The following is a 24,956-nucleotide window of genomic DNA, read 5'->3' as shown; positions in this document are numbered from 1 at the left end:
TCCCGGTGAAAGCATGAAACTCGACCAGATCGAAACCCCCGCCGCGTTAATCGATATCGCCCGCATGCAGAAGAACATCGCGCGAATGCAGGGGCATATGAACGCGCTCGGCGTCGCGTTTCGTCCACACGTGAAAACCACCAAATGCATCGACGTGGTCCGCGCGCAGATCGCCGCAGGCGCGCGCGGCATTACTGTTTCGACGTTGAAGGAGGCGGAGGCATTCTTTGCCGCGGGCGCCGAAGACATTCTTTACGCCGTCAGCATGGCTCCGTCGAAGCTGCCGAGAGCGCTCGCGCTGCGCCGCCAGGGCTGCGATCTGAAGCTCGTGGTGGATAACCCGAACGCCGCAGCCGCCATTGCCGCATTCAGCGACCAGCACGGCCAAACCTTCGAGGTATGGATCGAAGTGGACACGGACGGACACCGCTCAGGCATCACACCGGAACAGGACACCTTGCTCGAAGTCGGCCGGATTCTGCACGAGAACGGCGTGAAGGTGGGCGGCGTGATGACCCATGCCGGCTCCAGCTACGAACTGGATACGCCCGAGGCGCTCGCCGCGCTGGCGGAACAGGAACGCGCGGGCTGCGTCCGCGCGGCACAGCGGCTGCGCGAGGCCGGCATTGCGTGCCCGGCGGTCAGCGTCGGCTCGACGCCGACCGCTCTTGCGGCTACGCAACTGGAAGGCGTCACGGAAGTGCGCGCGGGAGTGTACGTGCTGTTCGATCTCGTCATGCATAACGTCGGCGTATGCGCGCTCGACGATATCGCGCTCAGCGTGCTCGCCACGGTGATCGGCCATCAGGCGGACAAGGGCTGGGCCATTCTCGACGCGGGCTGGATGGCAATGAGCCGTGATCGCGGCACCTCGAAGCAGTCGCACGATTTCGGCTACGGCCAGCCATGTCTGCTGAACGGCACGCCGCTGCCCGGCTATGTAATAAGCGCCGCCAATCAGGAACACGGCATTCTCTCTGCGACGGCAGAACACGCACACACCGGCGAAGACATCACGCAACGCTTCCCGATCGGCATGAAACTGCGCGTCCTGCCGAATCATGCGTGCGCCACCGGCGCGCAGTTTCCCGAATACCACGCGGTGACGCCGGACGGCGACAGCGTGGAATGGAGACGTTTTCACGGTTGGTAAACCCGCGCGCAAACGCCAGGCCTTACTTCACTCCTCTTCTTCCTCCAGACCGGCCAGCAGATCGTCCACGGCGCGATATACGCGCTCGACGATCTCCGGCCCCACCTTGCGCTCCAACTCGCGGTAATGCGCCTCGAGGTCTTTGGAAATCACGCGCACCAATTCCAGGCTCGTGCCCGTGAGCGACACCAGCACGCGCCGCTGATCTTCGGCGAATCGCTCCTTGGTCACCAGTTCCATGCTCTCCATGCGCGCGAGCACGCCGGCCATGCTCGGGCTCGAAATCGTGCAGATATCGGAGATATGGCGCGGCTCCATCGGGCCGTGTTCATTTAGCGCGCGAATCACGCGCCACTGCTGCTCGGTCAATCCATGCGCGGTAATCAATGGACGAAAACGCTCCATCATTTTTTCTCTGGCGCGCAGCAACAACATTGGCAGGTTGCGGTGCAAAACTCGGGTCGAAGCGGAAGCGGACATAGTGGAAGTTGAATTGAAACCAGCCGTGGAAGCTTAAGGGAAAACCCGCGATCAGCCGACAGACTATTGACCCTGGATGATATCAAGCGCAATACTACTAACATGTTAGTGTTTTTGACAAGAGACAGGTCATTTATGTTTGCACTTGCCGATCATCTGCTGCATCCCGAAGGCGAGGCGCTGCCCCGCGACGTGGATGCGAGCAGCGCGGCCGCGCTGCTCGCACGCGGCATGGCATGCCGCGCACCGGTTAGCGGCGCGGTCTACGGCACCTTGCTGAACGACCGAGCCGCGCTCGCGGCGTTGGGCGATGCGATGCACGCCGCACCCTATAAAGCGCCGCCGAAAGCGCCGGTGCTCTATCTGAAGCCGCGCAATACGCTCGCCGGACATCGCGCGCGTGTCGTGGTGCCGGACAATGCGTTGGGCGTAGAAATCGGCGCGTCGCTCGGCATCGTGATTGGCCGCACCGCAACACGTGTCGGCGTGGAGCAGGCGTTGCACTACATTGCCGGCTATACGCTGGTTGCCGATCTCAGCGTGCCGCATGCGAGCGTGTACCGGCCGTCGGTACGATTCCGGGCGCGCGACGGTTTCTGCGTCGTTGGGCCGGCCGTGGTTGCAGCGCGTCATATTCCCGCGCCGGATGATCTGCAGATCGAGGTTTCGCTTAACGGGGGCGCGACTTTCAGCGCGAGCACCGCGTCGTCGGTACGGAATGTGGCGCAACTGCTCACGGACGTAACCGACTTCATGACGCTCGGCGCGGGCGACGTCATCACGCTCGGCGTGCCGCATGGTTCGCCCGTCGCGCATATCGGCGACTCGGCCACGTTGTCGATCGGCGCAATGCCGCCGCTTACGGTGTCGTTCGTCGGTGCCGAAGAACAAGAGGGAGAACAGCCATGATGCGCGGCCGTGTTGCGTATGCGGGCGCGATTCACGAAGCCTATCCCGACACCAATGGCGTGCGTCTCGCCGATGGCCGCGTGCGCGGCGAGCATGAAGTGGTCTGGCTTGCCCCGATCGAAGTCGGCACGATCTTCGCGCTCGGCTTGAACTACGCCGAGCATGCGAAGGAATTGCAGTTCGGCAAACAGGAAGAGCCGCTCGTGTTTCTCAAGGGACCGCGCACGGTGCTGGGTCATCGCGGCGTGACGCGCCGCCCCGTCGACGTCACCTTCATGCACTACGAGTGCGAACTCGCGGTCGTGATCGGGCAAACCGCGCGTAACGTCACCCGCGAAAACGCCATGCAGCATGTGGCCGGCTATATGATCGCCAACGACTACGCGATTCGCGACTACCTCGAAAACTATTACCGCCCCAACCTGCGCGTGAAGAATCGCGATGGCGGCACAGTGCTCGGCCCCTGGTTCGTCGACGCAGCGGATATCGGAGACGTCACGCAACTGGAGTTGCGCACGTTCGTGAACGGCACGCGTCAGCAACACGGCAATACGCGCGACCTCGTCACCGATATTCCGGCGTTGATCGAATACCTGAGCAGTTTCATGACCCTCGCGCCCGGCGACGTGATCCTGACCGGCACGCCGGAGGGCATCGTCAATGTCAATGCGGGCGACGAAGTGGTCTGCGAAATCGACGGCCTTGGCCGTCTCGTCAATACGATTGCGTCAGACGCGGACTTCGGCCGCGCCTGATCGACTGCTTTACATGGGACAACAAGCCAATGCGAATCGACCATCTGATCAACGGCAAATCAGGCGCCGCGAAAGACTACTTCGAAACCGTCAATCCGGCCACGCAAGAGGTACTCGCTGAAGTAGCCCGCGGCGGTGCGGAAGAAGTGGACGCCGCCGTGCGCGCCGCCAAAGACGCGTTTCCCGCATGGGCCGCCAGGCCAGCCGTGGAACGCGCGAAGCTGGTCCGCAAGCTCGGCGAATTGATTGCGAAGAATGTGCCGGAAATCTCGGAGACCGAAACGAAGGACACCGGTCAGACGATCTCGCAGACGCGCAAGCAACTCGTGCCGCGCGCCGCCGACAACTTCAGCTACTTCGCCGAAATGTGCACGCGTGTCGACGGCCATACGTATCCGACCGATACGCATCTGAACTACACGCTGTTTCATCCGGTCGGCGTCTGCGCGCTGATCTCGCCGTGGAACGTGCCGTTCATGACGGCGACCTGGAAGGTGGCGCCCTGTCTCGCATTCGGCAATACGGCCGTGTTGAAGATGAGCGAACTGTCGCCGCTCACCGCCGCGATGCTCGGCAATCTCGCGCTCGAAGCCGGCATTCCCGCCGGCGTGCTGAACGTGGTGCACGGCTTCGGCAAAGAAACCGGCGAACCGCTGGTCGCGCATCCGGACGTGCATGCCGTGTCGTTCACCGGTTCGACGGCGACCGGCAACCGTATCGTGCAAACCGCGGGGCTGAAGAAGTTTTCGATGGAACTCGGCGGCAAGTCGCCGTTCGTGATTTTCGACGACGCCGACTTCGAACGCGCACTCGACGCCGCCGTGTTCATGATCTTCTCGAACAATGGTGAACGCTGCACGGCGGGTTCGCGCATTCTCGTGCAACGGGGCATTTACGCGCGCTTTGCCGAGCGTTTCGTCGAGCGTGCGAAGCGTTTGAGCGTGGGCGATCCGCTGTCCGACAACACCATTGTCGGCCCCATGATCAGCCAGGGCCATCTGGCGAAAGTGCGCAGCTATATCGAACTGGGCCCGAAAGAAGGCGCGGCGCTCGCGTGCGGCGGCCTCGATCTGCCCGCGTTGCCCGACGCGCTGCGCAAAGGCAACTTCGTCCAGCCCACCGTGTTCGTCGATGTCGACAACCGCATGCGTATCGCGCAGGAAGAAATCTTCGGCCCGGTCGCCTGCCTGATTCCGTTCGACGACGAAGCCGACGCGATCAAGCTCGCCAACGACATCTCCTACGGCCTGTCGAGCTACATCTGGACCGAGAACACGGGCCGCGCGCTGCGCGTTGCCGCCGCCGTCGAAGCGGGCATGTGCTTTGTCAACAGCCAGAACGTGCGCGATCTGCGCCAGCCGTTCGGCGGCACCAAGTCATCCGGCGTGGGTCGCGAAGGTGGTACGTGGAGCTACGAAGTGTTCCTCGAACCGAAGAACGTTTGTGTGTCGCTCGGCTCGCATCACATTCCGCGCTGGGGCGTTTGAGGCGCGGATGTTTTGTGCGCGTGGGCGTGATGCATCGCGCGGAACAGGCCATACCAAATAGCAATTATCCTGCATGGGAGACCGCGATGGGCAAACTCGCGTTGGCAGCAAAAGTGACTCACGTCCCGTCGTTATATCTGTCCGAGCTCGACGGTCCGCATAAGGGCTGCCGTCAACCCGCGATCGACGGTCATCATGAAATCGGCCGGCGTTGCCGCGAACTGGGCGTGGATACGATCGTCGTGTTCGACGTGCATTGGCTGGTGAACAGCGAATACCATATCAATTGCGCGCCGAAGTTCGAAGGTATCTATACGAGCAACGAGTTGCCGCATTTCATCAAGAACATGCCGTACGCGTATCCGGGCAATGTCGGACTCGGTAATCTGATCGCGGAAGTCGCCAACGAAATGGGCGTAAAGAGCCGCGCGCACAGCGAGACCACGCTCGAACTCGAATACGGCACGCTGGTGCCGATGCGCTACATGAACGCGGATCAGCATTTCAAGGCCGTCTCGGTAGCGGGCTGGTGCGTGTGGCATGACCTCGACACGAGCGTGCGCTTCGGCCTCGCGGTGCGCAAGGCGATCGAGGAACGTTACGAGGGCACCGTCGCGATTCTGGCGAGCGGGTCGCTGAGTCATCACTTCGCCAACAACGGCACGGCCGAACAGTTCATGCACAAGGTGTGGAATCCGTTTCTCGAACAGATGGACCGCAAGGTGGTCGAGTTGTGGGAAGCCGGCGACTGGAAGACCTTCTGTGAAATGCTGCCGCTTTACAACGAGAAATGCTGGGGCGAAGGCGGCATGCACGACACCGCCATGCTGCTCGGCGCGCTCGGCTGGGATCGTTACGAGGGCAAGGTGGAGGTCGTCACGCCGTACTTCGGCAGTTCGGGCACTGGCCAGATCAACGCGATCTTTCCGGTTACGCCCCTGCCCGTTTGAGTTGCAACGAAGGAGTTCACTGTGCCGCATCTGACACTCGAATACAGCGCCAATCTCGCCGGCGCGGAAAGCATCGGACAACTGTGCAACGCGCTCGCGCATTGCCTCGACGCGCAGCGCGAAAGTGGCAACGAAGGCGAACAGCGCGTCTATCCGCTCGGTGGCATCCGCGTGCGCGCGTTGCGCTGCGAGCAGTACTGCATCGCCGACGGACGCACCGACGCTGCATTTCTGCACGCGAACCTGAAGATCGGCGCAGGCCGCCCGGAAGCCGTGAAAAAGGCCACCGGCGAAGCGTTGTTCGCGCTGATCAAACAGCACTTCGCCGCTGAATTCGAACAGCACGGCCTGGCGTTGTCGCTGGAGATCAATGAATTCAGCGAAGCCGGTACGTGGAAACACAACAACCTGCACGCGCGCCTGAAGGCCGAATAGCGGCTCATCGAGAATCCACCATGCTAGACGAACAGACTATCCGCGACCTTGCGGCACAACTCGACCATGCCGAGAAAACGCGTACTCAATTGCGCCACTTCTCCGCCGCCTATCCGCAGATGACCGTACAGGACGGTTACGCGATCCAGCGCGAGTGGGTGAAACTGAAACTCGCCGAAGGCCACGTGATCAAGGGCCGCAAAATCGGCCTCACGTCGCGCGCCATGCAGCGCTCGTCGCAGATCGACGAACCCGACTACGCGCCGCTGCTCGACAGCATGTTCATCGAAAACGGCCAGGACATACGCGCGGACCGCTTCATTGCGCCGCGCGTGGAAGTGGAACTGGCGTTCGTGCTGAGCAGGCCGCTGAAAGGCCCTGGCGTAACGCTGTTCGACGTGCTGGACGCGACCGCCTACGTAACGCCGGCCGTGGAAATCATCGACGCGCGCATCGAACAGTTCGACCGCGAAACCCGAGCGCCGCGCAAGGTCTACGACACGATCTCGGACTTTGCGGCGAATGCGGGCATCGTGCTGGGCGGCCGTCCCGTGCGTCCGCTGGATGTCGATCTGCGCTGGGTCGGCGCGCTGCTTTACAGGAACGGCGCGGTGGAAGAAAGCGGACTCGCGGCGGCGGTATTGAATCATCCGGCCACAGGCGTGGCCTGGCTCGCCAACAAGATCGCTCCGTACGACGAAATGCTCAACGCGAACGACGTGATCCTGAGCGGTTCGTTCACCAGCCCTATTCCCGCGCGGGCAGGCGACACCTTTCATGTCGACTATGGTCCGCTGGGCGGAATCGGCCTGAACTTCATTTGAGTCGACCAACATGTCTCTACCGCAAAACCATTTCAAGCGCGCGCTGGCCGAAGGCAAACCGCAATTCGGCCTATGGGCCGCGCTCGCCGACGCGTATGTGACCGAGTTGCTGGCCACCGCCGGTTTCGACTGGCTGCTGATCGACAACGAGCATGCGCCGAACGACGTGCGCAGCACGCTGGCCCAATTGCAGGCGGTGGCCGCATATGCATCGCATCCGGTGGTACGGCCGGTGCGCAGCGACGCAGCGTTGATCAAGCAGTTGCTCGACATCGGCGCCCAAACCCTCTTGCTGCCGATGATCGACACGGCCGAACAGGCGGCCGATGCGGTCGCGGCCACACGCTATCCGCCCCAGGGCATTCGCGGCGTGGGCAGTGCGTTGGCACGCGCATCGCGCTGGAACCGGATACCGGATTATCTGGGCACGGCGGCAGATGAGTTGTGCGTGCTGGTGCAGGTGGAATCCGTGCAGGGCATGGAGAACTTGCCGGAAATTGCGGCAGTGGATGGCGTCGACGGCGTGTTCTTCGGTCCGGCGGATCTGAGCGCCTCGATGGGCCTGCTGGGCAAACCCGGCGATGCCAGCGTGCGTGAAGCGATTCGCAACGGCATCCGGATCGCGCGAAGCGCGGGCAAAGCCGCAGGCGTGCTCGCGCCCGATCCGGCGATTGCCGCCGACTATCTCGAAGCGGGCGCCACCTTTGTCGCGGTCGGTACGGACACGGGTTTGCTGAGCCGTGCGGCGGCAGATCTGGCGGCGTCGTATAAACAGACGCCAGCAATGGCGACCTCGCCCAAAGGCGGGTATTGAACGAATCTGCCGGACAGAAACACGCGAGCCTGCGGCGTGAGAAAAAACCCTACTCCCCCGCAGGCCACGGCAGTCCCAACGCCGACCAATCCAGCTCCACCCCGATCACGCAACGCTCGGCGGCAAATTGCGCCGCCAGCGTCACCGCGATACACGGCCTGCCGCTCGCCAGCGAAAGGTAAGGATTACTCGCCACCGCCACGCCCGGCAACAACACCGCATTGCGGAAATACGGACGATGATCCCAGCGCGCATCGCGCGGATTCGCCACAGGCTGCAGCGAGGCGCCTTCACTGCTCCAGGCCGGCCCCGGCACCTCGTGGCCGATCTGCCTGCCTGAGTCGTCGAGAATGAAACAGCTGATGCAGCGATCGAACCTTGCGAGAGACGCAAACGCCTCTTCCTTGGCGACGCCGGCCAGCAATGCGTCGGCGGCAAGCCGCAAGGCTGCGCGGTAAGGCTCCACTTCGGATTCGAACAACGCATGCTGATGCGCGCGGCCATGCGCGATGACATCGAAAGCATCGTCGATGCGCTGATGCACCGACTCGGGCGGCGCAATCTCCGCAGCCGGCCGGCCCAGCAGATAACCCTGCGCGAAATCCACATTGGATTCCACGGCGAGAATCAGTTCCTCGGTGGTCTCCACGCCTTCGACGACCACCAGCATGCCCGCCTGATGCAGCAGCGAAACGAGCTTCGGAAGAATAGGTTGCTCGGTGCCGTGACTCGTCGCGCGAATCAGTTCGCCGTCGAGCTTGACGAGGTCCGGGCGAATCCGCAACAGCCGGTCGAGATTCGACTGACCGGCGCCGAAATCGTCGACGGCGATCAGAAAGCCGTGCTCGCGGTACAACGCCGCCGCCCGCGACATGTCGTCCACACTGCCGCCGTGCGATTCGAGAATCTCCAGAATCACCCGTTCCGGCTCGAGCCCCACGGCCCGCACGAGCTTTGCCAGTTGATCCGCATAACCTTCGGCGATGAACGTGGCCGGCAGAATGTTGAGGAAGAGCCACGCGTGGTCCGGCAGCGACCCGCGCGCATTGGCCAGATGCACGGCGTGACTCGCGCGGTCGAGCGCGCCTTCGTCGCTGGAAGGCTTCGGCGCGAACAGAACCGCGGGCGGCACCAGCGCGCCGTCGCCCTGCTCGCCGCGCAGCAAGGCCTCGAATCCCACCTGCTTCTGATGCGACAGGCTGTAGAGCGGCTGGAAATGCGAGGTCAGGTAGTAATCCTCCCAGCGATGCCGCCGCACCGCCGCCCCACCCTCGCCGGCTCCGTCGTCGACAAGCAGTTGCAACGCATCGCGCGGCAGCGGACGCTCGGCGCACACGCGGTTTCTGCCGGAGTGCTTGGCGCGCAGCAAGGCTTCGTCGGCGCGATCGAGCAGCATCATGATGCTTTCGCCGCTGCGGTGCTCGGCCACGCCGAAGCTCGCGGTCAACTGGCCGTCCGGCCGTTCGATCGCGGCGATCGCGAGGCGCAACCGTTCGGCCAGATGAAGCGCGCCGGTGAGCCCGTCGCACAGCAGCAGCGCGAATTCCTCGCCGCCGATCCGGCTCACGCTGTCGTCCGCGGAGGCCTCTTCCATCAACGCGTGGGCCACCTCGTAGAGCGCGTGGTCGCCGACCGCATGGCCGAAGCGGTCGTTCAGGGATTTGAAGTTGTCGATGTCGAGAAAGATCGCGCTGATCCGCGTCTCCGGCGCGAGAGTGTCGAGGCGGCGCTCAGCATGCTTGACGAACGAACGGCGGTTTTGCAGGCCGGTCAGCGGGTCGGTAGCCGCGAGTTGCGCAAGCTGGCTTTCGAGCAGAAAGTGGTTGCGGCGAAACCGGTAGAAGCCGAAATGAAACACGGCGGAAGTCGGCACGCCGATCGCCACGACCCACATCCACACGACGATCTCCACATCGTGCGTCAACGGCTCGCCGAACAGCAACGCGTACGCCGTGGCATAAAACAGCGCGCTGCCGGCGACGAAATGCATGGGCGTGAGCCACAGCGGCGCGGCGCAAACCGGTATCACGACCATCGCGGGCAGCACCCACAGCAGCGGTTGCGCGACACCGGCAATGTTCAGCGCGAGGCCCGCCACCAGTACCTGCGAGTAAGCAACGCCGATCAGCCCGAACACCCACGTCGACCTTGCGCGCGGAATCGCCAGCACGAGCAGCGCGAGCACCAGTGCACATCCGAGCCGGTACTCGAGCGGCGCAGCCGGGCCATCCACCAGGTTGCGCGCCCCGATGAAGCACAGGAACGCGACCACGGTAAACGCCATCGTTACCGTGGAAAGCGGACGCTGGTGTTCGAGCGAACGCACGTGAAAGCGATCGCGCAAACCGGAATCCGACGGGTGCTGCGTTGAGTTGGAAAGCATATCGATAGATACCAGGCTGGTTCCGGTTACTCTGCCAATGTTTATCGGCCAATATCCGACAAATATTTATGCCTTCCGTACAAATCGGACAGAGAATCTTTCTTTACAGGCCGTTTTGCCTCAAGCCGCCATCACCCGATTGCGGCCCGACGCCTTGGCCACATAGAGCGCGCCGTCGGCACGCGCCATCAACTGGGCCAGCGATTCGTCGCGCCGAAGCTGGTCCACGCCGACACTGAAGGTGTAGCGCAGCCCGCGCGGCAAGCCGTTCGGCGCGGTCGACGCGAGGCGGATCCGCAGGCGGTCGAGCAGGCTCACCGCCTCGGCGGTGGTGGTGGCCGGGCACAGCACGCCGAATTCCTCGCCGCCCAGCCGGCCGAACACGTCTCCGGTCCGCAGGTTGCGTGCGACGAACGTGGCGAAGTGGCTCAGTACCTGGTCGCCCGCGGCGTGACCGTAGTTGTCGTTGACCGCCTTGAACGAGTCGATGTCGATGATCGCCATCGTTAGCGGCGAACGGGTTTGCCGCGATGCGTTCAGCAACACGTCGCCGGCCGCCAGGAACGCGCGGCGCGACAGCGCGCCCGTCAGGTCGTCGATATTGGCAAGCCGTTCGAGCCGTTCGGCGAGGCGGTCGTGGGCCAGCATCACCACGCCGATTGACAGACACAGCGGCGCAAGAATGCCGAGCGCGAGAAATATCACGTTGGAAGGCGAGACCTGCAGCAGCCCGGTCTGCATCAGCCAGCCGAAGCCGTACATAAGCCCGCGCGACGTGTTCCCGGCGAACAGCAGCAGCGCCGCCACCGCGAGGAAGTAATAACTGTAGCGTGGCCGGTTCGAAGGACGCCCGCGCAGCATGAGCACGGCGAGCACGACATAAAGGCTCGCGTGAAACGCCGACACCAGTGCGACCCGCGCATTGAAGTCGGGCGCGGCAAAGGTCCAGTACGAAATGCCGACCAGCACCGCGACAAGGCCCACGTAGGCCGGCCAGGGCCGCGCGCGGCGCCCCAGAAAACGCAAACAGCCTTCGACCACCAGCAGCAGCGAAGCGGCCATCAGCACATTGGACGCCACGAAGGTCAACCACTGCGACGCATGGCCTTGCAGCGAGAAAGCGAGCAATGCGACGATCGCCACGGCGTTGGCCGACACCCAGTAGCCGACGCCGGGAATCGCCGCGCGCCACAACGAGCCGAGCACGGCGATTGCCATGACGCTCGACAGAACGGTGACCAGAAGAATGCTGAGTGGATTGAACATTGCGGCGAATTATCGAACAGCATCATACCAATGTGCCACGCACGCGTTTCGCGCGCGACCCGATGCAAGTGCGCAAGCTTAACGGGCGCGAGCGAAAGTTGGGGTGCGCAAGGCAATCGAAAGATTCGAAAAGAATGCCCGCCCGGGAAAATGCGAAGCGGCCACGTGGTCGCGCAACGTTGCGTTTATCACGAAAAGAAAAGAGTTAAATCAACGACCAAACCGGCCGTTAATGCAACCATGACGGCCGCATTGTTAGCGGCGCATCCACGATAGCGGGGCGAACAACCGATTCAAGCGGCAAAAGTTACGTAATCGATCTGCATCCGCCACCCTCGACTCCGCGTATACGCAGGCGAATCGAGAGTGGTTAAATCTTAATGTCTTAAGTAGACTGCTTCGAAGTGTGGTGAACAGACTGGACAGCCTGACAAAAGTACGCTGGGCCGAACACAATGCCCGAACTCCCGAACACACTTTTCTTTGCATTCGGCCGTGAGCGGCCGGCTGTCAAATGGCTCGACGCAATGGCCATCTCCTGGAAAACATGGTCCCAATTCTCGATTACCTGCTCGAACGTCAAATCTCGCCGCAATGGCGCGGCATGCTCACCGCTTTGGCAAGCGAATTCGAAGCACAGATCGGTCGCGACGAACTGCGCCAACTGATGCACCGCGTAGGCAGCCGCTTTGCGGCGGCGCATCCGCTGCCCGCCTGCGACTCGACGGCCGAACTCGCGCGCACCTTGAACCTGTATTGGCATGACATGGATTGGGGCTACGTCGAACTGGCCGACGAACCCGAGTCGCTGCGCATCGTTCACTATTGCGCGCCGTTGCAGGCATTCGGCGGCACGGCGCTCGCATGGACGCCGGCGTTTCTCGAAGGCGTGTATCAGACCTGGCTGAGTGCATTGGGCGCGCAAGGTTTGTCGGTGGCGCAAACGAGCGGGTATAGCGAGGACACTGCCATCGAGTTTCGTCTGGGGCGTCATCCTGCCTGATCGGGACGCACAGCGTATGGAAGCAGCAGCACAGGCAGCAACACGAAGTGGAGAACGCGCCAGACCGGTGCGCGTGAAGTAGCGGGACAAACCGTACCCGTGTTTTGGCGCCGCGAACACAAGTTGAGATCGGGGCAAGGCTAGTCATGAACAAGACGGCGGCACAATGAGTTCATCGAGCGATATCGAAAAACTTTTCGATCACTTTGGCGGCGACGCCAACGCGTATCAGGAAATCGGCCGCGAAAACGAGGCGCGTTCGGCGCGCACCCGTTGGCCACTATTAGTCATGCTCGATCTGACCCAGCCCGCGATTCCCGCGATCGGGCAGCGTCGCGAGGCCAGACCTCAGGCGCCGGCGGCGGGGTCGCCGGTGGCCGTCGATCGCCGGGACACCACGGCGAAAGACGCAGCCTCCGTGACGCGCGCGAAGGCGCCGTTATTCACCCGTTCGCATCGGCGGGACATTCCGCCGGTGCCTGTGGCCGCGCCGGCTACGGTGCCGACGGGCGCTTCGCGCTTTCGCGCGCTCGAATCGAAAGACCAAGCGGCGCTGCAAGCTGCAAGCGTGGCTGCGGAAGTGGATGCCGTGGCGCCCGCGACCGTGCAAGCCGCACCGGCTGCTTCCGTGCCTCCCGCTATTGCCTTGCGTACGCCGGCCACCCCAACGATTCCGGCCGCCGCTCCCAATTGGGCACAAGCCCCAGCACCCGCACGCGCTTATACGACAGCGCCATCGGCGCCCTTAATGACTTCAATGCCGTCGGTGCCGGGCACAGCCGCCGCGCCGCCATCGCAACCCGCTTCGATTCTCGGCAAGCTGTTCGCGCCGCAGCCCGAAACCGCCCCGCCGCAACCCGCTGCAGCCGGCGGCGAACCGGCGCCGTTGCAAACCATCTTCGACCGTCTGCGCGGCACACCCGCCCAAACGGCCGCCGCACCAGCCGGTATTGCACCCGCCGCCACGCCCCGCACCTCCAACTCGTGGCTGATCAACGGCCCTCGTCGCTCATGAAAGTCATCGCGGTGGTGTCCGCCAAAGGCGGGGTCGGCAAGACCACCCTCGCCGCCAATCTCGCTTCCGTGCTGGCCGCGAGCGGCCGGCGTGTGATTGCGCTCGACCTGGACCCGCAGAACGCGCTGCGCCTGCACTTCGGCGTGCCGCTCGACAGCATCGACGGTTTGTCGCGCGCCACGCTGACGGGCGACCCGTGGCAGAGCGTGATGTTCGACGGCGTGGACGGCGTGACCGTGCTGCCCTATGGCGCATTGCTCGAAGACGACTGCCGCCGCTTCGAAGCGTATATCGACCAGGAGCCGCGCTGGCTCGCGCAGTCGTTGCAGAACCTGCATCTCGAAACGTCCGACATCGTGATCATCGACACGCCGCCAGGTTCGTCCGCCTATGTGCGCACGGCCTTGTGCGCGGCCACCTTCGCGCTGAACGTGGTGCTCGCCGACGCCGCCTCGTACGCCGCGATTCCGCAAATGGAGCGGCTGATCGAGGCCCACGCGGCGCCGCGCGCCGAGTTCGGCGGCGAAGGCTACGTGGTCAACCAGATCGACCAGTCGCGCCAGTTGACCAAAGACGTCCTCAAAGTGCTGCGCCAGATGCTCGGCGCCAAGCTGTTTCCGGGTGTGATCCATCTGGACGAAGGCGTGAGCGAAGCGCTCGCCTGCGACACGACGCTGATTCACTACGATCCGCTCAGCCAGGCCGCCGCCGATTTCCGCGCATGCGGCACGTGGCTGATGACGGCGGTCGATGCCATCGCCGTCTCGCCGAGGAACGTGGCATGAGCACGAGTTCAACGCCGGGGCTCGAGCCCGCCGAGCCGTCGCGGCTCGAACGCTTCGTCGACGCGCGCTTCTGGAACAGCCGCATCGTCACCGGACTCGTCACGCTGTTCGCACTGGTGATGCTGTACTTCGTGTTCACGGTGCCGCTCGCGTTCTATGAACAGTTGACGTTCGCGACCTGCTGCTTCGTCACCGCGCTCATGTTCCGCCGCCTGCAAGGCCGGTACGCGACGATGGTGATGATCATGCTGTCCGTGCTCACCTCGGGCCGCTACATGTACTGGCGGCTGACCGCGACGACTTATTGGGAGCATCCGCTCGACGCCTGCTGGGGTTTGCTGCTGGTGTCCGCTGAACTCTATTCGACCGTCGTGCTGATGCTCGGCTACTTTCAGACCGCCTGGCCGCTCAAGCGCACGCCGATGCCGCTGCCCGCCTCGCGCGACGAATGGCCGACCGTCGACGTGTTCATTCCGACCTACAACGAGCCGCTCTCGGTGGTGAAGCCGACCATCTACGCCGCGCTCGCGCTCGACTATCCGGCCGAGAAGATCTCGATCCATGTGCTCGACGACGGCCGCCGCCCCGAGTTCAAGGCGTTCTGCGAAGAGGTCGGCGTCAACTGGACGATCCGCACGCACAACCGCCACGCGAAAGCCGGCAACATCAACGAAGCGCTGAAGATCACCAGTGGCGAATACCTCGCGATTTTCGATTGCGATCACATTCCGACCCGCTCGTTCCTGCAGATCGGCCTCGGCTGGTTCCTGCGCGACAAGCTGCTGTCGATGCTGCAAACGCCGCACCACTTCTTCTCCGCCGATCCGTTCGAGCGCAATCTCGGCACGTTCCGCAAGGTGCCGAACGAAGGCGAACTGTTCTACGGTCTCGTGCAGGACGGCAACGACCTGTGGAACGCCACGTTCTTCTGCGGCTCGTGCGCGTTGCTGCGGCGGACCATGGTCGAGGAGATCGGCGGCATTGCGGTCGAAACCGTGACCGAAGACGCGCACACTGCCCTCAAGCTGCACCGCCTCGGCTACACCACCGCGTATCTGGCGATTCCGCAAGCCGCGGGACTCGCCACGGAAAGTCTCTCCGGCCACATCGGCCAGCGGATTCGCTGGGCGCGCGGCATGACGCAGATTTTCCGGATCGACAATCCGCTCACCGGCAAGGGTCTGAAAATCGGCCAGCGGCTGTGCTATCTGAACGCGATGATGCACTTCTTCTACGGCATTCCGCGTCTGGTGTTCCTGACCGCGCCGCTGTCGTATCTGTTCTTCGGCGCGCACGTGATCGAAGCGGCCGCCGGCACCATCGCGATCTACGCGCTGCCGCACATGATGCACGCGAGCATCACCAACTCGCGCATGCAGCGCTCGTTCCGCCATTCGTTCTGGGCCGAAGTGTACGAATCCGTGCTGGCTTCGTACATCACCGCGCCGACCCTGCTCGCGCTGATCAACCCGAAGCTCGGCAAGTTCAACGTGACGGCCAAGGGCGGCCAGATCGAGAAGAACTACTTCGACTGGGCCATCTCGCGGCCGTATCTGTTCCTGCTGTTGCTGAACCTGATCGGCTTCTGCGTGGGCGTCGTGCATATCTATTTCAACTGGCACATTCGCAGCGTGGTGCAGACCACCATCCTCAATCTCGGCTGGACCACCTACAACATGCTGATTCTCGGCGCGAGCGTGGCCGCCGCGAGCGAGCGCCGGCAGATTCGCGCGGTGCACCGCGTGGCGATGCAGATGCCCGTGATGCTCAAATTCTCGACCGGCCGCACGCTCGCCTGCGAAACCATCGACTACTCGGAAGGCGGCGTCGGCGTGGCGCTGCCCGCCTCGATCCAGGTGCCGATGCACGAACGCGTGACCGTCTCGCTGTTTCGCGGCGACGAGGAATACGCGTTCCCCGCAACGGTCGGCTTCACCGCACCGGGCCGCGTGGGTCTGCGCTTCTCCACCATGACGCGCGAGCAGGAGTACGAGTTCGTCAAGACCACCTTTGCACGCGCCGACGCCTGGACCGGCTGGGCGGAAGGACGGCAGCAGGACACGCCGCTGCGCGGCCTGTCGCATGTGTTGACGGTCGGCGCACGCGGCATTGCGGGTCTGTTCGAGCATCTCTATGCCGACCTTCGCAGTTCGATGAAAAGCCGTCCGATGGACGTCAAGAAGCTAAAAACGAAAGACTGATCTATGCGCAACCGGATGGGGAAGGACAACATCGAACGCTCGAATCACGAGCGCAGTGGGACCGGATTGCAAGGGCGCCGCAATGGACACCGCAACTCGCAACGGTTGATGCGCGGCCTCGCATGCTGGCTCGCGTTGCAGACGGCGTTGGCTGCGCCGCTGGCCTCGGCGGCCGAAGTCGTGGCAGCGGTCAGCGGCGCCGGTGCGGCGGGCGCCGCCCAGAGCGCGGCACCCGCCCAGGTGGCGACGGGCGTGGGCAGCGTGCCCGCGCCGAGCCCGGCCGTGCCCTACGACCCGAACGCGATCGCGCAGCCGCAACTGGCAACGCCGACGCCGGCGCTCGCCGCGTCGTCGGTGAAAGCGTTGGGCATCAGGACGCCGACCACCGCCGAGCCGGGCACGCTGGTGCCGGGCGGCCGCCGTCAGACGCTGACCTTCGCCGACCTCGGCGCGCTCGACCCGCTGCAATTGCGCGGCACCGACGGCCAGAACGGCGTGGCCTTCTCCGTGCGCGGCGACGAAGTGGTGACGGGCGCGGTCCTGCATCTGGTGTACAGCTACTCGCCCGCGCTGCTTTCGAATATCTCGCAGCTCAAGGTGCTGGTGAACGGCGAAGTCGCCGCCACCCTACCCGTGCCGCACGAACAGGCCGGCATGCTGGTAGCGCGCGACGTCTCGATCGATCCGCGCTTCATCACCGAGTTCAACCATCTGAACGTGCAGTTGATCGGCCATTACACGACGAGTTGCGAAGACCCGGCGAACTCCGCGCTGTGGGCCACCGTCAGCAATGCCAGTTCGCTCGATCTGACTTATGCGTCGCTCGCCAGCAAGCCGGATCTGGCGGCGTTGCCGCAGCCGTTCTTCGACCGCCGCGACGTGCGCCGTCTCGAGTTGCCGTTCGTGTTCCCGCAAAAGCCGGGCAACGGCACGCTCGAAGCGGGCGGCATCGTGGCGTCGTGGTTCGGCGCGCTCGCCGGTTATCGCGGCGCGGTGTTTCCGGCGCAACTGGACAATGCGCCGCTGTCGGGCAATGCCGTCGTGTTCGCCACTTCGGATCAACGCCCGGCCGGCGTCAACATTCCGGCGATCTCCGGGCCGACCATCGCGGTGGTCGATCGCGACGCGCCGGCGCGCGGCAAGCTGCTGCTCGTGCTCGGGCGCACCGAGGCGGAACTGAAAACCGCCGCGAAGTCGCTCGGCATCGGCCAGAACACCCTGACGGGCCAGAGCGCGACGATCACGCAGCTGAACGAACTCGCGCCGCGCGAGCCTTACGACGCACCGAACTGGCTGCCCACCAACCGCCCGGTACGTTTCGGCGAGCTCGCCGATCCGCGCGATCTGACCATGTCCGGTTACGACGCCGACGCTGTGCACGTGAATCTGCGCGTGCCGCCCGATCTGTTCATGTGGCACACCAAGGGCGCGCCGATCGATCTGCGCTACCGCTACACGGTGCGTCCGCTGCGCGACCGTTCTTCGCTCAACGTGAGCGTGAACAACGGCTTCGTGCAGGCGCTGCCGATTCCGGCCGAGTCCGCCTCGGTGTTCGAGCTGAGCCATTATTTCGGCCAGGTGTTGCCGGACAGGACGGCCGAAGCGCGCCGCACCATCCATATTCCGCCGCTGCTGCTGACGCCGCGCACCCAGGTGCGCCTGCACTTCTACTACGACATTCCGAACGCCGGCGAATGTCATGGACGTCTGCTCGACAACGTGGTCGGCGCGATCGATCCGAACTCGACTATCGACCTCTCGTCGTTCCCGCACTATATGGCGTTGCCCGATCTGGCCGCGTTCGCCAATAGCGGCTTCCCGTTCACACGCATGGCGGACCTCTCCGAGACCGCCGTGATCCTGCCGAACGACGCCGATTCGAGCGACTACAGCCTGTATCTGCTGACGATGGGCCGCATGGGCACCTCCACCGGCTATCCGGTGACGGGCGTGACGCTCGGCACCGCCGACGACGCCGACAAGTTCGCCGACAAGGACCTGCTGATTTTCGGCGCGCCGGGCAAGCAACCGCTGCTGCAGCGCTGGGCCAAGTCGATGCCGTTCTCCAGCGACGGCGATTCGCGCACCTTCCAGCTCTCCGACATCGTCTTCAAGCTCGAAGACTGGTGGCATGGCGAACGCGGCGTCGAGCGCACGCCCGCACGCGCCGATCTCACGCTGGTGAGTTCGAACGGCGACGCGCTGCTGACCGGTTTCGAGTCGCCGCTGCACAAGAACCGCAGCGCCGTCGCGCTGGTGAGCGCGGCGGGCCAGTCGGACGCCGACCTGTCCGCCGCGCTCCTCGACGCGGACGTGCTGCCGCGGATTCAAGGCGCGATGGCCGTGATCCACGGCCGCACCGTGACCATCACCTCGAACGGCGATGCGTATTACGTCGGCCACCTGTCGCCGCAGGAGTATCTGCGCTGGGCGCTGTCGTCGCATCCGCTGCTGTTGATGCTGGGCGGCGTGCTCGCCGCGCTGATCATCGCGGGGCTGTTCTACCGGACGCTGCGCTCGATCGCCGCGCGCCGCCTGAAGGACTGACAGGACTGATATGCGGGTTCGAATCAACAAGACAATCGGCGTGGCGCTGACGCTCGGGCTGGCGGCGACGGCGAGTTTCGGCAATATGGTCAAAGTGGCGCAGACTACCGCTGCGCCCGGCGCCTGCGGCGACTGGAGCGGCTACCGCGCGTTCGTCGAACGCTTCGTGCAGGCCGACGGCCGCGTGATCGACTACTCCACGCCGACGCAGCAAACCACCTCCGAAGGCCAGTCGTACGCGCTCTTCTTCGCGCTGGTCGCGAACGACCGCGCGACCTTCGACCGGCTGCTCGGCTGGACCCGCACCAATCTCGCGGGCAATCAGTTCGACGCGCAGAATATGCGGCTGCCGTCGTGGCAATGGGGCAGAAAAGCAGACGGCTCATACGGCGTGCTCGATCCGAATTCCGCGTCCGACTCCGACCTGTGGATCGCCTACGATCTGCTGCAAGCGGGCCGCCTGTGGCACGAAGCGGGTTATACGCAACTGGGCGAAGCGCTGGCCGCGCAGATCGCGCGGCAGGAAATGACCACGTTGCCGGGCGTCGGGCCGATGCTGCTGCCCGGACCGCAAGGCTTCAAAAACGGCGGCGTGACGCGCCTTAATCCGAGCTATCTGCCGCTGCCGGTATTGCGCGCGCTCGCACACGAGATGCCGAACGGTCCGTGGGGCAAGCTCGCCGACAGCGCCTACAGGCTGATCAGGACCACCGCGCCGCAAGGCTTCGCGCCGGACTGGGCAGCCTGGCAAAACGGCCAGTTCGTGGTCGATCCGAAAAACGGCGACACCGGCAGCTACGACGCGATCCGCGTCTATCTGTGGGCCGGTCTCGCCTCGCCCGCCGATCCGCTCGCCAAACCGTGGCTCGCGGCGCTCGGCGGCATGCGCGCGCGCGTCGCGCAAACCGGCATTCCGCCCGAGAAGGTTTCTGCGACCACCGGCGCGGCCAGCGGCGAAGGACCGCTCAGCTACTGGGGCGCGCTCGCGCCGTACTTCAAGGCGCTCGGCGACGAGCACGGCCTCGGCCTCGCGCGCACGCATCTGGCCGCGCTCGACGCCGCCGTGCCGGGCCGCGAACCGGTTTACTACGATCGTGTGCTGGGCTTGTTCGGCACGGGTTTTATCGACGGCCGCTATCGTTTCGACGAAGCCGGACGTCTCGTGCCGAGCTGGAGAAACGCATGCGATTGAGCGCCCTCGCGTTGTCATTGCGCCTCGCGCTGAGTCTCACGGCCGTCTGTTGCGTAGCGACGGCTTCGCCCGATGCGTTGGCGCAGGCGTCGAAAGATCCGCTGAACGTGCTGATCGATCAGGGCAAGTACTGGCAATCGCATCAGCGCGGCGACCTCGCCGAGCAGGCGTGGCAGAAAGTGCTGCGGATCGATCCCAAACAACCGGATGCGCTCTTCGGCATGGGCATGGTGCTCGCCGACCGGAAAGACGGCGCAGGCGCGCAGCAATATCTGGCTCGCCTGAAGGCGGTCGCGCCGAACTATCCGAATCTGGATGAACTCGGCCGGCGCCTCGGCGAATCGAGCCTGCGCGACCAGAGCGTGAACGACGCGCGGCGGCTCGCGCAAAGCGGCCAGAGCGCGAGCGCCGTGCAGGAATATCAGCGTGCGTTGAACGGCAAACCGGCCACGCCCGAATTGCAGCTCGAATACTACCAGGCGCTCTCCGCCACGCCGCAGGGCTGGGACCAGGCGCGCCGCGGCCTCGAACAGCTCGCGCGCGACAACCCCGACGACCCGCGTTACGCCCTCGCCTACGCGCAGCATCTGACCTATCGCGACGTGACGCGCCGCGACGGCATTGCGCGGCTGCAAAAACTCGCGGGTGACAGCACGGTGGGCGCGTCGGCGAAAAAGAGCTGGCGTCAGGCGCTCTTGTGGCTGGACGCGCGACCCTCCGACGCCGCGCTCTATCAGGCCTATCTGCAAACCGCGACGGACGACGCCGCGGTCAAGGCGCGCTTCGATTCGATGGTGCAGCAGGACAGCACGGCCCGCACTCGCGCGCAGGAAAACGCCGCGGTCGACGCGCGCGGCCGCACCATCGCCGACGGCTTCGCCGCGCTCGATCGCAACGACGTGGCAACGGCGCGCGCGAAGTTTTCCTCCGTGCTGGCCACCAGCCCGAACGACGCCGACGCGCTCGGCGGCATGGGCATCGCCGCATTGAAGCAGGAGCGTTTCGCCGAAGCCCGCAACGATCTGGAGCGCGCGTCGCGCAACGGCAATCCGGCGCGCTGGAAAACCGCGCTCGACAGCGCGACCTACTGGACCTATACGAGCGACGCGATCGGCGCGCGCAGCAACGGCGAGTTCGCGAAGGCGAAGTCGCTGTTCGAGCGCGCGATCGCGCTGAATCCGTCCGACGTCACTGCGCAGGTCCTGCTCGGCGAAATGCTGCTCGCCAACGGCGACCCGGTCGGCGCCGAGCAGGCGTACCGCATGGCGCTGCGCCGTCAGGCCGACAATCCCGACGCGGTGCGCGGCCTGGTCGGCGCGCTCGCCGCGCAAGGCCGTGGCGACGAGGCGCTGCAGTTCGCCAATCAGTTGAACACCGAACAGCAGTCGAAGGCCGGCGGCATCAACCGTCTGCGTGGCGAAGCGCAGGCGGCGCAGGCGCGCGCGGCCGAAGCGCGCGGCGATCTCGGCAGCGCGCGCAGCCTCTTCGAAGACGCGCTGCTGAACACGCCCGACGACCCGTGGCTGCGTCTCGACCTCGCGCGCATCTACGTGCGCCAGGGCGCGGTCGCCAATGCGCGCAGCATGATGGACGGCCTGCTCGCCGCGCATCCCGACATGACCGACGCGCTGTACGCGAGCGCGTTGCTGTCGGCGGAAACGCAGGACTGGTCGACGGGTCTCGCGCAACTGGACCGCATTCCGGTCGCGCAGCGCACCGACGCGATGACCACTTTGCAGCACCGCTTGTGGGTGCATCAGCAAGCCGATCTCGCCACGCGGATGGCGCGCACCGGCCAGACGCAACAGGCGCTCGCCACGCTGCACGCGGCGGAGCCGGTTGCGGGCAACAGTCCCGAACTGATCGGCGTGATCGCCGCCGCTTACCAGCAGGCCGGCGACCCGAACCGCGCGCTAGGACTCGTGCGCGCCGCCATGAACGCGGCGCCCGGCAACACCGATCTGCTGCTGCAATACGCGGGCATTCTGTCGGCCACCCAGCAGGAAGCCGAACTCGGCATGGTGATGCGCCGGCTCGCGTCGATGCAATTGACGCCGCAGCAACGCACCGACTTCGGCAATTTGAATCTCGGCATCGTCATCAAGCAATGCGACGCGGTGCGTCAGCGCGGCGACCTCGCCGGCGCCTACGACGTGATCGCGCCGTGGCTCGCGGCCATGCCCGACAATCCCGATCTGCAAGCGGCGCTTGGCCGGCTCTATTCGACCGCCGGCGACGATCGCAACGCGGTGACCAGCTATCGCGTCGCGCTGCAACGCAAGCCCGACGATCTAAACCTGCTGCAGGCGACGATTTCCGCCGCGGCCGGCGCGAAACAGTTCAGCTACGCCGAGTCGCTCGCCACGCAGGCCTTGAACGCGGCCCCCGGCGATCCCGGCGTGCTCGCCACGGTCGGCCGCATGTATCGCGCGGAGGGTAAACTGTCGCTCGCGTCGACTTATCTGCAACGTTCGCTCGTGGCCGCCAACACGCCGCTGATGGCCAACGCCCCGCGCAACCCGGCGAGCAACGTGCCGCGCGGCTGGGAAGTGGCGATGCGCCGGATCGGCGCGACACCGCTGCCGGGCACCAATCCTTTCGAGGGCAAGACCGCCACGGTCACGCCGACCGACGCCGACAACGCCGCGCTTGCGGGCGGCAGCTACAATGCCGCGCGCGCCTCGCTTCCGTATTCGCAGTCTTCCTTGCCGACACAGACCGTGCCGAACTATCCGCCGCCTACGCAACCCGCGCCTTACGTCGCGCCTTATACGGCGCCCGCGCAGCCTTACGCGCCGAACCGCGCGCCCGCCGCCCTTCCGTATAACGCGCCGCGTCAGGGCGCCGACTCGGGCGGCTATGGTCAGGAAGCCTACGGATCGAGCCAGTCGGGCGCGCCGTTGCAGCCCTATCCCGGCCAGGGCCAGCCGTCGATGCAACCGCAGGCGCAGATGCCGCCGATGCAGCAGGCTCCGCAATACAACCCGGCTTATCCGCAGCAGGCGCCTTATCCGCAAGCGCAAGCACCCTATCCGCAGCAGGCGCAATACGGTGCGCCGGATGGCTATGCCGCCACGCCCTGGCCGATGTCGCCGGCCGCGCGCGAAGCGCAAGCCAACGCCGGCTCGATGCAACAGCAGCCTTATGGCGCACCTGGCGCGAGCACGAAACGTCCGGCCGGCAAGAAGCAAAGCGCGTCGAAGAACAGTCGCAACGCGCCCGCCTATGCGCAGGCGCCGTATGGGCAGCAGCAAGGCTATCCGCAGCAACAGCAGGCTTACTACGGCCAGCCGGCGTATGCGCAGCAGCAACAGCAGGGCTACCCGCAGCAACCTTATCAACCGTATCCGCCGCAGCAGCAGGGCTACGCGAATCAAGGCTCGTATCCGGGCTATTACGCACAACAGCAGCCGTACATTCCGCAGCCGCCCACCGGTTATGCGCAACCGTACTATCCGGCGCAACCGGGCGCGAACGGCGGCGGCAACGGCAACACGTATGCGCCCTCGAACGTGGCAAGCGCGCAAACGCTCGGCGTCGCCGAAGAACTGGCGCAGGTCAATCGCGAGCAGTCGAGCTCGATCTCCGGCGGCATCGTATTCCGTAACCGCAGCGGCGAGGACGGCCTGTCCAACCTCACGGATATCGAAGCGCCGATCCAGGGGCGCATCAGGGCGGGCAACGGCCACGTCGTCGTCACGGCAACACCTGTCACGCTAGATGCCGGCAGCGCCGCCGGCAACGTCTCCACGCTCGCGCGCTTCGGCTCCGGCCTGTCGAACAGCACGTCGGAAACCGCGGCTATCGCGGGCAACAACACCTATGGCAGCCAGACGGCGAGCGGCGTGGGTCTCTCAGTCGGCTATGAAGGTCGCCAGCTCAGCGGCGATATCGGCGTGACGCCGATCGGTTTCCGCGAGACCAACATCGTGGGCGGCGCGCAGTACAACGGCGGCATCACCGACAAGGTGTCGTATTCGCTCGCCATTGCACGGCGCGCGGTCACCGACAGTTTGTTGTCCTACGCCGGCGCGCGCGATGCCGGTTCCGGTCTCGAATGGGGCGGCGTCACCTCGAACGGCGGTCTCGGCAGCCTCGCATGGGACGACGGCACGAGCGGCCTGTATGTGAACGCGGCGTTCCAGTATTTCGACGGCACCAACGTGCCGAGCAATACCGCCGTCAAGGGCGGCGGCGGGGTCTATACGCGCCTGCTGAAAGACGCCGACCAGACCCTCACTGTCGGCGTGAATACCACGCTGATGCGCTACGACAAGAACCTGTCGTACTTCACGTATGGCCAGGGCGGCTATTTCAGCCCGCAACAATACGTGATCCTGAACTTGCCGGTCGAATGGACCGGCCGCAACGGCGCGTTCACGTACGACGTGAAAGGCTCGATCGGCGTGCAGCACTACCGCCAGGATTCGTCGAACTACTTCCCGCTCAACGACGGTTCCAACCGACAGAGTTCGGCGGCGGCGAATGCGGGTTTCGTCGGCACCGGAGTCGATGGCGGCGCGGTGTATCCGGGCCAGAGCAAAACCGGCGTGTCGTATTCGCTCAGCGCGGTGGGCGAATATCAACTGGCGCCGCAACTGGCGTTCGGAGCGACTGCTTCGCTCGGCAATGCTTATGAATATCGCGAGTGGCTCGCGGCGGTTTATGTGAGGTACAGCTTCAGCAAGCAGACGGGCTTGCAGCCGTTCCCGCCCGCGCCGCTCACTTCGCCTTATCTGTCGTTGTCGAACTGACGT

At 64.8% G+C, this 24,956-nt stretch carries 18 protein-coding genes; 15 read left to right on the top strand and 3 right to left on the bottom strand.

Annotated elements, in window-relative coordinates:
- Positions 1–13 precede the first annotated feature (13 nt).
- Complete coding sequence (locus PDMSB3_RS25310; RefSeq protein ID WP_007176762.1) at positions 14–1,153, top strand: alanine racemase; 1,140 nt, start codon at positions 14–16, stop codon at positions 1,151–1,153.
- Between the two features lie 27 nt (positions 1,154–1,180).
- On the opposite strand, the gene hpaR is transcribed toward PDMSB3_RS25310, so the two are convergent.
- The gene (gene hpaR / locus PDMSB3_RS25305) at positions 1,181–1,588 is read right to left on the bottom strand and encodes a homoprotocatechuate degradation operon regulator HpaR (RefSeq protein ID WP_007176761.1); all 408 of its coding nucleotides are present in this window, start codon (positions 1,586–1,588) and stop codon (positions 1,181–1,183) included.
- Between the two features lie 180 nt (positions 1,589–1,768).
- Here hpaR and PDMSB3_RS25300 point away from each other — a divergent pair, with 180 nt between their 5' ends.
- From PDMSB3_RS25300 to hpaI, 7 genes are all read left to right on the top strand, one after another.
- Positions 1,769–2,542, top strand: coding sequence for a fumarylacetoacetate hydrolase family protein (locus PDMSB3_RS25300; RefSeq protein ID WP_007176760.1), 774 nt, complete (start codon positions 1,769–1,771; stop codon positions 2,540–2,542).
- Positions 2,539–3,297: a fumarylacetoacetate hydrolase family protein gene (locus PDMSB3_RS25295; protein WP_165188114.1), complete on the top strand. Its 759-nt coding sequence runs from the start codon at positions 2,539–2,541 to the stop codon at positions 3,295–3,297. The genes PDMSB3_RS25300 and PDMSB3_RS25295 overlap by 4 nt, the downstream gene beginning before the upstream one ends.
- A gap of 29 nt (positions 3,298–3,326) precedes the next feature.
- Positions 3,327–4,784: a 5-carboxymethyl-2-hydroxymuconate semialdehyde dehydrogenase gene (gene hpaE, locus PDMSB3_RS25290; protein ID WP_007176758.1), complete on the top strand. Its 1,458-nt coding sequence runs from the start codon at positions 3,327–3,329 to the stop codon at positions 4,782–4,784.
- 86 nt (positions 4,785–4,870) lie between these two features.
- Positions 4,871–5,734 carry a 3,4-dihydroxyphenylacetate 2,3-dioxygenase gene (gene hpaD, locus PDMSB3_RS25285; RefSeq protein ID WP_007176757.1) on the top strand — a complete coding sequence of 288 codons (864 nt, stop codon included), beginning with the start codon at positions 4,871–4,873 and terminating at the stop codon, positions 5,732–5,734.
- A gap of 21 nt (positions 5,735–5,755) precedes the next feature.
- Positions 5,756–6,169 (top strand): 5-carboxymethyl-2-hydroxymuconate Delta-isomerase, encoded by a 414-nt coding sequence (locus tag PDMSB3_RS25280; RefSeq protein ID WP_007176756.1) that lies wholly within the window; start codon positions 5,756–5,758, stop codon positions 6,167–6,169.
- 20 nt (positions 6,170–6,189) lie between these two features.
- Positions 6,190–6,993, top strand: coding sequence for a 2-oxo-hept-4-ene-1,7-dioate hydratase (gene hpaH / locus PDMSB3_RS25275; protein ID WP_007176755.1), 804 nt, complete (start codon positions 6,190–6,192; stop codon positions 6,991–6,993).
- Positions 6,994–7,003: 10 nt separating this feature from the next.
- Complete coding sequence (gene hpaI / locus PDMSB3_RS25270; RefSeq protein WP_007176754.1) at positions 7,004–7,807, top strand: 4-hydroxy-2-oxoheptanedioate aldolase; 804 nt, start codon at positions 7,004–7,006, stop codon at positions 7,805–7,807.
- A 49-nt stretch (positions 7,808–7,856) separates the two neighbouring features.
- Here hpaI and PDMSB3_RS25265 read toward each other — a convergent pair whose 3' ends face one another.
- Positions 7,857–10,190 carry a bifunctional diguanylate cyclase/phosphodiesterase gene (locus PDMSB3_RS25265; RefSeq protein ID WP_007176753.1) on the bottom strand — a complete coding sequence of 778 codons (2,334 nt, stop codon included), beginning with the start codon at positions 10,188–10,190 and terminating at the stop codon, positions 7,857–7,859.
- A gap of 120 nt (positions 10,191–10,310) precedes the next feature.
- Positions 10,311–11,456: a GGDEF domain-containing protein gene (locus PDMSB3_RS25260; RefSeq protein WP_007176752.1), complete on the bottom strand. Its 1,146-nt coding sequence runs from the start codon at positions 11,454–11,456 to the stop codon at positions 10,311–10,313.
- Between the two features lie 547 nt (positions 11,457–12,003).
- On the opposite strand from PDMSB3_RS25260, the gene bcsD reads away from it, so the two are divergent.
- The 7 genes from bcsD to PDMSB3_RS25225 all read left to right on the top strand — a co-directional run bounded on the left by bcsD (position 12,004) and on the right by PDMSB3_RS25225 (position 24,953).
- Positions 12,004–12,459 carry a cellulose biosynthesis protein BcsD gene (gene bcsD, locus PDMSB3_RS25255; RefSeq protein ID WP_007176751.1) on the top strand — a complete coding sequence of 152 codons (456 nt, stop codon included), beginning with the start codon at positions 12,004–12,006 and terminating at the stop codon, positions 12,457–12,459.
- Between the two features lie 166 nt (positions 12,460–12,625).
- Positions 12,626–13,474: a cellulose biosynthesis protein BcsP gene (bcsP, locus tag PDMSB3_RS25250; protein ID WP_007176750.1), complete on the top strand. Its 849-nt coding sequence runs from the start codon at positions 12,626–12,628 to the stop codon at positions 13,472–13,474.
- Entirely contained in the window at positions 13,471–14,259 is a 789-nt protein-coding gene (gene bcsQ, locus PDMSB3_RS25245) for a cellulose biosynthesis protein BcsQ (protein WP_007176749.1), read from the top strand. Before bcsP ends, bcsQ begins: the two co-directional genes overlap by 4 nt.
- Positions 14,256–16,460, top strand: a complete 2,205-nt coding sequence (gene bcsA, locus PDMSB3_RS25240; RefSeq protein ID WP_007176748.1) for a UDP-forming cellulose synthase catalytic subunit — start codon at positions 14,256–14,258, stop codon at positions 16,458–16,460. Before bcsQ ends, bcsA begins: the two co-directional genes overlap by 4 nt.
- Before the next feature lie 3 nt (positions 16,461–16,463).
- Complete coding sequence (bcsB, locus tag PDMSB3_RS25235; protein WP_165188112.1) at positions 16,464–19,007, top strand: cellulose biosynthesis cyclic di-GMP-binding regulatory protein BcsB; 2,544 nt, start codon at positions 16,464–16,466, stop codon at positions 19,005–19,007.
- Positions 19,008–19,017: 10 nt separating this feature from the next.
- Positions 19,018–20,199: a cellulose synthase complex periplasmic endoglucanase BcsZ gene (bcsZ, locus tag PDMSB3_RS25230; RefSeq protein WP_007176746.1), complete on the top strand. Its 1,182-nt coding sequence runs from the start codon at positions 19,018–19,020 to the stop codon at positions 20,197–20,199.
- Positions 20,190–24,953: a cellulose synthase subunit BcsC-related outer membrane protein gene (locus PDMSB3_RS25225; RefSeq protein WP_165188110.1), complete on the top strand. Its 4,764-nt coding sequence runs from the start codon at positions 20,190–20,192 to the stop codon at positions 24,951–24,953. Before bcsZ ends, PDMSB3_RS25225 begins: the two co-directional genes overlap by 10 nt.
- The last annotated feature ends 3 nt before the right edge of the window (positions 24,954–24,956 follow it).

This window comes from Paraburkholderia dioscoreae, from assembly GCF_902459535.1.
GTDB lineage: Bacteria > Pseudomonadota > Gammaproteobacteria > Burkholderiales > Burkholderiaceae > Paraburkholderia > Paraburkholderia dioscoreae.
This window is presented reverse-complemented; position numbering and strand designations above follow the sequence as displayed.

Coding starts and splice junctions, on each gene's coding strand:
- PDMSB3_RS25310 (WP_007176762.1), top strand. CDS start 14: ATGAAACTCGACCAGATCGAAACCCCCGCCGCGTTAATCGATATCGCC.
- hpaR (WP_007176761.1), bottom strand. CDS start 1,588: ATGTTGTTGCTGCGCGCCAGAGAAAAAATGATGGAGCGTTTTCGTCCA.
- PDMSB3_RS25300 (WP_007176760.1), top strand. CDS start 1,769: ATGTTTGCACTTGCCGATCATCTGCTGCATCCCGAAGGCGAGGCGCTG.
- PDMSB3_RS25295 (WP_165188114.1), top strand. CDS start 2,539: ATGATGCGCGGCCGTGTTGCGTATGCGGGCGCGATTCACGAAGCCTAT.
- hpaE (WP_007176758.1), top strand. CDS start 3,327: ATGCGAATCGACCATCTGATCAACGGCAAATCAGGCGCCGCGAAAGAC.
- hpaD (WP_007176757.1), top strand. CDS start 4,871: ATGGGCAAACTCGCGTTGGCAGCAAAAGTGACTCACGTCCCGTCGTTA.
- hpaH (WP_007176755.1), top strand. CDS start 6,190: ATGCTAGACGAACAGACTATCCGCGACCTTGCGGCACAACTCGACCAT.
- hpaI (WP_007176754.1), top strand. CDS start 7,004: ATGTCTCTACCGCAAAACCATTTCAAGCGCGCGCTGGCCGAAGGCAAA.
- PDMSB3_RS25265 (WP_007176753.1), bottom strand. CDS start 10,190: ATGCTTTCCAACTCAACGCAGCACCCGTCGGATTCCGGTTTGCGCGAT.
- PDMSB3_RS25260 (WP_007176752.1), bottom strand. CDS start 11,456: ATGTTCAATCCACTCAGCATTCTTCTGGTCACCGTTCTGTCGAGCGTC.
- bcsD (WP_007176751.1), top strand. CDS start 12,004: ATGGTCCCAATTCTCGATTACCTGCTCGAACGTCAAATCTCGCCGCAA.
- bcsP (WP_007176750.1), top strand. CDS start 12,626: ATGAGTTCATCGAGCGATATCGAAAAACTTTTCGATCACTTTGGCGGC.
- bcsQ (WP_007176749.1), top strand. CDS start 13,471: ATGAAAGTCATCGCGGTGGTGTCCGCCAAAGGCGGGGTCGGCAAGACC.
- bcsA (WP_007176748.1), top strand. CDS start 14,256: ATGAGCACGAGTTCAACGCCGGGGCTCGAGCCCGCCGAGCCGTCGCGG.
- bcsB (WP_165188112.1), top strand. CDS start 16,464: ATGCGCAACCGGATGGGGAAGGACAACATCGAACGCTCGAATCACGAG.
- bcsZ (WP_007176746.1), top strand. CDS start 19,018: ATGCGGGTTCGAATCAACAAGACAATCGGCGTGGCGCTGACGCTCGGG.
- PDMSB3_RS25225 (WP_165188110.1), top strand. CDS start 20,190: ATGCGATTGAGCGCCCTCGCGTTGTCATTGCGCCTCGCGCTGAGTCTC.